The organism is Frankia tisae, assembly GCF_025403405.1.
Lineage (GTDB): Bacteria > Actinomycetota > Actinomycetes > Frankiales > Frankiaceae > Frankia > Frankia tisai.
Window position 1 is genome coordinate 1 of the sequence record NZ_JANEZT010000343.1, and the last position, 7,300, is coordinate 7,300.

Annotated in this window: 7 protein-coding genes; 4 read left to right on the forward strand and 3 right to left on the reverse strand. The window is 73.7% G+C overall.

Annotated features, from left to right (window positions below; all coding sequences use genetic code 11):
- Positions 1-218: 218 nt before the first annotated feature.
- Entirely contained in the window at positions 219-1,361 is a 1,143-nt protein-coding gene (locus tag NBZ85_RS24780) for an Mrp/NBP35 family ATP-binding protein (protein WP_261553685.1), read from the reverse strand.
- A gap of 337 nt (positions 1,362-1,698) precedes the next feature.
- Between NBZ85_RS24780 and NBZ85_RS24785 the strand changes: the two genes are divergently transcribed.
- On the forward strand, positions 1,699-2,220 hold the full coding sequence (locus NBZ85_RS24785) for a MarR family winged helix-turn-helix transcriptional regulator (protein ID WP_261553684.1): 522 nt from the start codon (positions 1,699-1,701) through the stop codon (positions 2,218-2,220).
- A gap of 42 nt (positions 2,221-2,262) precedes the next feature.
- Here the strand turns inward: NBZ85_RS24785 and NBZ85_RS24790 are convergent, their stop codons facing one another.
- Together NBZ85_RS24790 and NBZ85_RS24795 are read right to left on the reverse strand one after the other, a co-directional pair.
- Positions 2,263-3,129 carry a PHP domain-containing protein gene (locus tag NBZ85_RS24790; protein WP_261553683.1) on the reverse strand — a complete coding sequence of 289 codons (867 nt, stop codon included), beginning with the start codon at positions 3,127-3,129 and terminating at the stop codon, positions 2,263-2,265.
- Positions 3,130-3,230: 101 nt separating this feature from the next.
- Positions 3,231-4,673 carry an aldehyde dehydrogenase family protein gene (locus tag NBZ85_RS24795; protein WP_261553682.1) on the reverse strand — a complete coding sequence of 481 codons (1,443 nt, stop codon included), beginning with the start codon at positions 4,671-4,673 and terminating at the stop codon, positions 3,231-3,233.
- A gap of 190 nt (positions 4,674-4,863) precedes the next feature.
- Between NBZ85_RS24795 and gabT the strand changes: the two genes are divergently transcribed.
- From gabT to NBZ85_RS24810, 3 genes are all read left to right on the forward strand, one after another.
- Entirely contained in the window at positions 4,864-6,288 is a 1,425-nt protein-coding gene (gabT, locus tag NBZ85_RS24800; RefSeq protein WP_498041261.1) for a 4-aminobutyrate--2-oxoglutarate transaminase, read from the forward strand.
- A 124-nt stretch (positions 6,289-6,412) separates the two neighbouring features.
- Complete coding sequence (locus tag NBZ85_RS24805; protein ID WP_261553681.1) at positions 6,413-7,057, forward strand: DUF6758 family protein; 645 nt, start codon at positions 6,413-6,415, stop codon at positions 7,055-7,057.
- A gap of 29 nt (positions 7,058-7,086) precedes the next feature.
- The coding region (locus NBZ85_RS24810) for a diacylglycerol kinase family protein (RefSeq protein ID WP_261562687.1) at positions 7,087-7,300 on the forward strand (214 nt) is incomplete at its 3' end.

Sequence of the window (7,300 nt, forward strand, 5' to 3'; positions counted from 1 at the left end):
GTCTGCGGCCGCTCGACGCGCCCCCGGCGCAGAGGTGCGTCACCGCGTTTCGACTGCCGCGGGGGAGCGCGAGCCACCGCCAGACCCTCCAGAAGGACCCGGGTGGGCGCTCTCCCACGCATCCGCCGCCTACGCACGGGCGTCGCCGACGGGCGGCCCACTCGCCCCGGTAGGGGAGCGGGCCGCCCGTCGGCGACGGCGGTGTTTTGCTGGGCGCCTCAGCGACCGGCGGGGGTCAGGTTGAGGCTGCGGCCGGCGAGGCCGCGGGAACGGTAGGTGAGACGGTCGGCCACGGCGCGCAGGGCCTTGCTGGCCTCGCTGTCCGGCTCGGAGACGACGAGGGGGACGCCGTTGTCGCCGCCCTCGCGCAGGCGGACGTCCACCGGAATCTGCGCGAGCAGGGGGACGTCGTGGCCGAGGACCCTGGTCAGCCGCTCGGCCACGGCGGCGCCGCCACCGGAGCCGAAGACGTCGACGCGCTCCCCGCAGTGCGGGCAGGGCAGCCAGGCCATGTTCTCGACGACGCCGACGACGTTCTGCCGGGTCTGCACCGCGATGGTGCCGGCGCGCTCGGCGACCTCGGTCGCGGCGAGCTGGGGGGTGGTGACCACCAGCAGCTCGGAGGAGGGCACGAGCTGGGCCAGGGAGATGGCGATGTCGCCGGTGCCGGGCGGCAGGTCGAGCAGGAGGACGTCGAGGTCGCCCCAGAAGACGTCGGACAGGAACTGCTCGAGCGCACGGTGCAGCATCGGTCCGCGCCAGGTCACCGGCTCGTTTCCGCGGGTGAACATGCCGGTGGAGATGACCCGCACGCCATGCGCCTGGGGCGGCATGATCATCTTCTCGACCTGCGTGGGCGGCCGTTCGATGCCCAGCATCCGCGGCACGGAGTGGCCGTAGATATCTGCGTCGAGCACGCCGACGGACAGGCCCGTGCGGGCCATCGCCGCCGCCAGGTTCACGGTGATCGAGGATTTGCCGACGCCGCCCTTGCCGCTGGCGACGCCGTACACCCTGGTCATGGAGCCCGGTTGGGCGAACGGAATCATCTTGGGGGCGACGCCGCCGCGCAGCTTCGTGTGCAGGGCGGTGCGCTGCTCGTCCGTCATGACCTGCAGGTCGACACGGACCTCGCGCACCCCCTCCACCGCGCTGACGGCGCGGCTGACACGGTTGATGATCTCATCCCGCATCGGGCAGCCGGACACGGTGAGCAGCACCGTGATGTCAACCGAGCCGTCGTCGAGCACGTGGACCGACGAGACCATGTCCAGCTCCGTGATGGGGCGGCCGATCTCGGGATCGTGCACCGTCGCCAGAGCCGACTGGATCGCGTCGGAGGAAGGCCGGGATGGAGACAAGGGAAACCTCAGTCACTGATTGGCATCAGATGCGGCCCTCGGAGCCGCCGTTGGCTCCACGATAGCCCGCGGAAAGCTCGTCAGCGTTGGCCCGCCGGCCAGCTGTGAGCCACGGGTGCCAGGATCCGGATGAATCCGTCGGTACCGGTGGTTGCCGACCAGGGTGGCCCGTGGGTTCGGTGGCCCTGTCGGGTATCCGACTCGGAAATCGACCCGTCGCGGTGACCAGGATTTCCCGGCTGCGCGGCGTCCGCCGAGGCCCGGCCGGTGCCGGGCGGAGCAGCCGGCGGGGGCACTTCACGGCATAGGCTGATCGAGGCGGCAGCGGGAGGACGCGATGGCAGTCGAAGAGGTGATCGGCGCCAGCTCCGAGACCGACGCGGACTGGGTCGACGAGCGCGGCATGCGGGCCTGGCGGGGGCTGCTGCAGGCGCACGCGTACGTCACCCGGGTGCTCGAGGCCGAGTTGGAAGCGGCCCACCATCTGCCGTTGGCCTCCTACGACGTGCTCGTCCAGCTGTCCGAGGCGCCGAGCCACGAGCTGCGGATGAGCGAGCTGGCGCAGGCGGTGCTGCTCTCCCGCAGCGGGTTGACCCGGCTGGTCGACCGGATGGAACGCGAGGGGTTGGTCGCCCGCCGGACCTGCCCGTCCGACGCCCGCGGCACGCTCGCCACCCTGACACCGCATGGCCTCGACCGGCTGCGGGCCGCCTCCGGGACCCATCTGAAGGGGGTCGGCCGGCACGTGCTGTCCCACTTCAGCCGGGCGGAGCAGGACCAGCTCGCCGAGCTGCTCGGGCGGCTCGGCCCACCGTGCGCCGATCACGACGGCGCCCGGGGGCGCACCACAGGCGGGTGAGCACGGCCTGACGCCGGTGGCGGGTGCGCCGCCGCGGGTGGGTCAGGCCGGGGGCGGCGCGGTGACAGGTGCCACTCCGGTGGCGGCATCGACGAGTTCCTCGTACGCCTCGCGGCTGGTTGTCTCGGCGGCGAGGCCCTGCGGCTTGCTGCTGCCGTGGAAGTCGCTCGATCCCGTCACGATCAGGCCGAGTTCGGCGGCGAGTCCGCGCAGCCGGCGCCGTTCGCCGGCGTCATGGTCGGGATGGTCGACCTCGACACCGCCGAGCCCCGCCCGGGCCATCTGCTCGATCACGTCGGGGCCGACCGTCACCCCGCGCCGGCTGGCGAACGGGTGCGCGAACACGCTGACCCCGCCGGCGTCGTGGATCAGCCGCAGGGTCTGCCAGACGTCCGGCTGTTCCTTGCCGACCCAGTACGGCCCGCCGGTGCCGATCCAGTCGCGGGTGAACGCCGCCGCCACCGTCGGCACCAGCCCGGCCTCGACCATCGCCGCGGCGATGTGCGGGCGGCCCACCGTCCCGGCAGCGAGCTCCGCCACCCGTTCCCAACGCACCGGATGCCCGTCGGCGGCCAGCAGGTCGGCCATCCTGCGGGCGCGGACGGCCCGATGCTCGCGGACCCGCGCCCGAACCGCGGCGAAGGCGGGCTCGGCCGGGTCGAACAGGTAGGCCAGCACGTGCAGGGAGATCGACCCGCCGGGCACGTCGACGGAACAGGAGATCTCCGCGCCCGGCACCAGGGTGAGACCGGCGGGCAGTGCCGCGGCGGCGCGCCCGATGCCCGCGGTGGTGTCGTGGTCGGTCAGCGCGATGACCGTCAGCCCCGTCTCGGCGGCGAGCCGGACGAGATCCTCCGGTGAGACCAGGCCGTCCGACGCGGTGGAGTGGGTGTGCAGGTCGATGGTCATCCGCTGATGCTGTCAGCTAACCGTTGCCGGCCGCACCCTGTCGACGGCCGGCGGCTCGGGTGGTTACTGGCGGTTCGGGTGGTTACCGGCGGTTCGGGTGGTCAGAGGTCGAGGCCGGTGAGGACCAGGACTCGTTCCTCGGTGAGGTCGGTCATGGCCGCCCGGACGCCTTCGCGGCCGATGCCGGAGCCCTTCGTGCCGCCGTAGGGCATCTGATCGGCCCGGTAGGAGGGGACGTCGCCGATGACGACCCCGCCGACGGCGAGGTCGCGGTGGGCGCGGAACGCGGTGGCCAGGTCGTGGGTGAACACGCCGGTCTGCAGGCCGAACTCGCTGTCGTTGACCCGGGCGAGGCCGTCGTCCAACCCGTCCACCGCGGACACGACGAGGACCGGCCCGAAGACCTCCTCGCGCACGACCCGGGCGTCGGCGGGGACGCCGGTGAGCACGGCCGGGGCGATGCTCGCGCCGGTGCGCGTGCCGCCGCAGACGAGGGTGCCGCCGGCGGCGACGGCCTCGGCGATCCACTCCTCGACCCGGCGAGCCGCGGCGACGTCGATGAGCGGGCCGACGTCGGTGGCCGGGTCGGCCGGGTCGCCGCCGCGCAGCGCCCGCACCGCGGTGACGATCTCGCCGAGCAGCTCGTCGTGGACGGACCGGTCGGCGTAGACGCGCTGCACGGCGATGCAGGACTGGCCGGCCTGGTAGTTGGCGAACAGGGCGATGCGCCCGGCCGCCCGCGCGAGGTCGCCCGGTGCCGCGTAGTCGGCCGCGACCAGCACGGCGCCGTTTCCGCCCAGCTCGAGCACGACGTGCTTGCGTGGCACGGCGTCGCGGATCGACCAGCCGACCGGGCCGGAGCCGGTGAACGACACCACCGGCAGGCGCGGGTCCGTGACGAGGCCGGTGACCTCGCTGTTCGGGACCGGCAGGACCGACCAGGACCCCTCGGGCAGGTCGGTCTCGGCGAGCAGGTCACCGAGGAACAGCGCCGACAGCGGCGTGCGGGGGGCGGGCTTGACGATGATCGGGGCGCCGACCGCCAGCGCCGGCGCGACCTTGTGCGCCACCAGGTTCAGCGGGAAGTTGAAAGGGGTGATCCCGAGCACGGGCCCGCGCGGGAAGCGCCGGCTCAACGCCAGGCGCCCCTCCCCGGTCGGGTCCGTGTCGAGGCGGGTCAGCTCGCCGGTGAAACGGCGGGCCTCCTCCGCGCCCCAGCGAAACGTCGAGCTTGCCCGGGCCACCTCGGCCCGAGCCCAGGTGAGCGGCTTGCCACTCTCGGCGGTGATGAGCCGGGCGAGCTCGTCGCCGCGCTGCGCTATCTGCTTGGACACGTGCGCCAACGCCGAGGCCCGCACGTGCGCGGGCAGCGCCGACAACTGCGGGGCCACCTCGACGGCGGCCGCGACGGCGCGGGCGACCTGCTCGGCGTCGGGCTGCGCCACGGTGGCCACGAGGCTGTCGTCGAAGGGGTGGTGGACATCGATCGTCGAGGCACCCTCGGCTCGGTTACCCGCCAACCAGAACGAGGTGACGTCAGCCATCGCGATCCGCCCGTGTCGTCGCCATCGCCCGTCATCCTAGGCGCAGTCGGAACATCGGTTGGTTCAACGCGCCCGACCGGCCCATCGAGGCATACCGCGTCTGAAGCGGGTGCTGACCTGGGCGGACATGCCGGTCCCGAGCCCGCGGTCGGGGGACGATGTCCAGGTGGATGCCCAGATGGATGCCCAGATGGAGACACCGGTGAGCGAGCAGGCGGGAGCCGACGAGATGATCCCTCCGAACGTGCCGGCCCGCGGCGGCCCGGGGCTGCCCCAGGTGCGCCGCCTCGTCACCGAGATCCCCGGGCCGCGTTCGCGCGCGCTGGCCGCCCGCCGGACCGGCGCGGTGGCCCGCGGGGTGGGGGAGACCCTGCCCGTGTACGTGCACGCCGCCGGCGGCGGGGTCGTCGTCGACGTCGACGGCAACTCGCTGATCGACTTCGGCTCGGGGATCGCCGTGGTCAGCGTCGGCAACGCCGCCGACGGCGTGGTCGAGGCGGTGCGCGAACAGGTCGGCCGGTTCACCCACACCTGCTTCATGATCACACCGTACGAGGGGTACGTCGCTGTCTGTGAGGCCCTCAACCGGCTGACCCCCGGCGACCACGACAAGCGCAGCGCGCTGTTCAACTCCGGCGCGGAGGCCGTCGAGAACGCCGTCAAGATCGCCCGCTCGGCGACCGGGCGCGACGCGGTCGTCGTCTTCGAGCACGCCTACCACGGTCGGACGAACCTGACGTTGGCGATGACGGCGAAATCGATGCCCTACAAGGCCGGCTTCGGTCCCTTCGCGCCCGAGGTCTACCGGGTGCCGCTGGCCTACCCGTACCGCTGGCCGACCGGTCGCGAGCACTGCGGCGAGCAGGCGGCGGCGCGGGTGATCGAACTTGTCCGGGACGAGATCGGCGCGGGCGAGGTGGCCGCGATGGTCATCGAGCCGATCCAGGGGGAAGGCGGCTTCATCGTCCCCGGCCGTGGCTTCCTGCCCCGGCTCGCCGAATTCTGCGCGGACACCGGCATCCTGTTCGTCGCCGACGAGATCCAGACCGGGTTCGCCCGCACCGGCACGATGTTCGCCTGCGAGGACGAGGGCATCGTGCCGGACCTCATCACCACCGCGAAGGGCATCGCCGGCGGCATGCCGCTGGCGGCCGTCACCGGACGAGCCGAGATCATGGACGCCCCGCAGGCCGGCGGCCTCGGCGGCACCTACGGCGGCAACCCGGCGGCGTGCGCGGCGGCGCTCGCCGCGATCGGGCTCATCGAGTCCGCGGATCTCGCCGCCCGCGCGCGGCGCATCGGCGAGCTCGCGCTGCCCCGGCTGCGCGCCCTGGCGGCGCGGCACGACATCGTCGGGGACGTCCGCGGGCGGGGCGCGATGCTCGCCCTGGAGCTCGTCCGCGGCGGTGGCGACACCAGCCCGGACAAGGAACTGACCGCGGCCGTCGCGGCGGCCTGCCACCGCCGCGGCCTGATCGTGCTTACCGCCGGCACCTGGGGCAACGTGCTGCGGCTGCTGCCGCCGCTGGTGATCGACGAACCGCTGCTGCTCGCCGGCCTCGACCTCCTCGACGAGGCGTTCGCCGAGTGCGCCGAGAGCGCCGCCAGCCGCTGACGTGCCCGGCGGTTCGGCACATCAGTGCTGGTGAGACGGTTGCTCGCGGTAGAGGGCGGGAACAGCCGTATCGGAACCGTCGACGTCCGGCGGCCTTTCGCCCACCTACGCCAGGAGGCGCCCGGTGACCATTGCTGCCACCTGCCCTCGTTGTCTCGGCCCGCTCCGCCCGCCCGACCTGTGGAGTAGCCAGTACCGGTGCGACGAGCACGGGGAGGTGAGCCCCTACCGGACGGCCGTCTCCTCCCGCGAGCAGGCGTTGCAATCCCTGGCCACGTCCTCGACCGTGCCCGTCTGGCTGCCGGAGCCCATGCCGGTGCACTGGTATGTCAGCGGGATCGGCTGGGCCGGCGACGACCGCACCGGGCCGCGGGCCAGCGCACTCGCCCTCGCCGGCCCCTGCCCGCTGGGCGGACCGGCGGAGATGATCCTCGTCGCCGAGGCACCCGGGGTGGGCCTCGCCGCCCAACTTGCGGGCCTCGCCGGCCCCGATCCGGAGGCGCTGCCGGGCGCGTCCGAGGCCAAGGTCGAGGCCGCCGGGCATCCCACGGCGATGTGGCCGCTGGCCGTCCGACCCGACCGGGCCGCCTTCGTCGGCGAGGCCCGCGGGGTGTGGCTGTGGCTGGTGCTCTGGCCGGCCGACGCGGCGCTGATCCTGCTGGAACACCTGGTGCTGCGCGACGTGCGGGACGCCCCCGAGATCGGCGAACGGTCGTTCTTCGGCGCCACCAGCGAGCATCTGACCGTCGCGTCGCCCGCGGTGCGGTGAGCGGGGTCACCGCCCCGTAGGCTGACCCGATGGAGGTCGATCGGCGGCTGCTCACCGTGATCGTCAATCCGAGCGCGGGGCGCGGGCGGGCGCTGCGCCTGCTCGACGGCGTCCGCGCCGAGCTCGACCGGTGGGCCGCCGACGTGCGGGTCGTCCCCACCCGCGACCTCGCCCACGCCGGCCAGCTTGCCGCCGAGGCGACCGCGCACGGCCGGGTGGTGGTGGCGCTCGGCGGGGACGGCC